Source organism: Acinetobacter sp. AS5 (assembly GCF_048957595.1).
Taxonomy (GTDB): Bacteria; Pseudomonadota; Gammaproteobacteria; order Pseudomonadales; family Moraxellaceae; genus Acinetobacter.
Window position 1 is genome coordinate 1 of record NZ_JARDAL010000155.1, and the last position, 786, is coordinate 786.

Below are 786 nucleotides of genomic sequence, written 5' to 3' on the forward strand. Positions count from 1 at the left end.
GTTCAATTGCAGCGATTAGTCGATGCGGGTAATACCGTGGTTATGATTGAGCATGATATGCGTGCCGTTGCACAAGCTGATTGGGTGATAGATGTGGGCCCAGGAGCTGGAAATGCTGGTGGGCGTATTGTTGTGACAGGAACACCAAAACAGGTAGTACAGAACCTTGATAGTCGTACTGCATCATTTTTAGCAAATGAGTTGAAAAGTTCATATTAATCAATTTTTCTATGTCAATTTCATGCTTTGACCCTTGTTCAAGATATTCAGAAAGGGTTACAGCAGTCGGTTCAGGCTTTGAATTAAGTGAAAAAAAGAGAGTTGACCTCTCTTTTTTTGTTAGTAAATTGAATTTATTTAGTTTACATATTTAGAAGTCTGCTAAAAATTAAATTATCTAAAAATTTTTACTAATTTAAGGCATGATTTCTGTCTGTTGATAAAGACTAAAAATGCTGAATGAATAGTGGGAAAATATCAATAAATATGGTGTGAGTTGAATTTACTCGTTATAAAAATTGGCATCAACTATGGGGAAAGCAATGGATTATAAGTATTACGTTTATGTACATGAAACATTATCAGGTGAGGTATTTTATGTTGGCAAGGGGTGTGATGATAGGGCATGGCGTAAAGACCGGGATTTGAACTGGGATTTGTATGTTGAAAAATATCTAAATAATCAATACAACGTCAGAATTGTAATTGATGTGATTTGACAACACAAACGTAAACTGGACATTAAAGTCCTAAACTTTAACAATATAGTTGTAAAAAAAGAGAGAT

2 protein-coding genes are annotated in these 786 nt (G+C 34.2%); both read left to right on the forward strand.

The window, feature by feature from the left end:
• A partial coding sequence (locus tag PV763_RS17715) for a hypothetical protein (protein ID WP_420938300.1) occupies positions 1–219 on the forward strand: 219 nt, incomplete at its 5' end.
• Between the two features lie 311 nt (positions 220–530).
• Positions 531–719, forward strand: a complete 189-nt coding sequence (locus PV763_RS17720; protein WP_420938301.1) for a hypothetical protein — start codon at positions 531–533, stop codon at positions 717–719.
• The last annotated feature ends 67 nt before the right edge of the window (positions 720–786 follow it).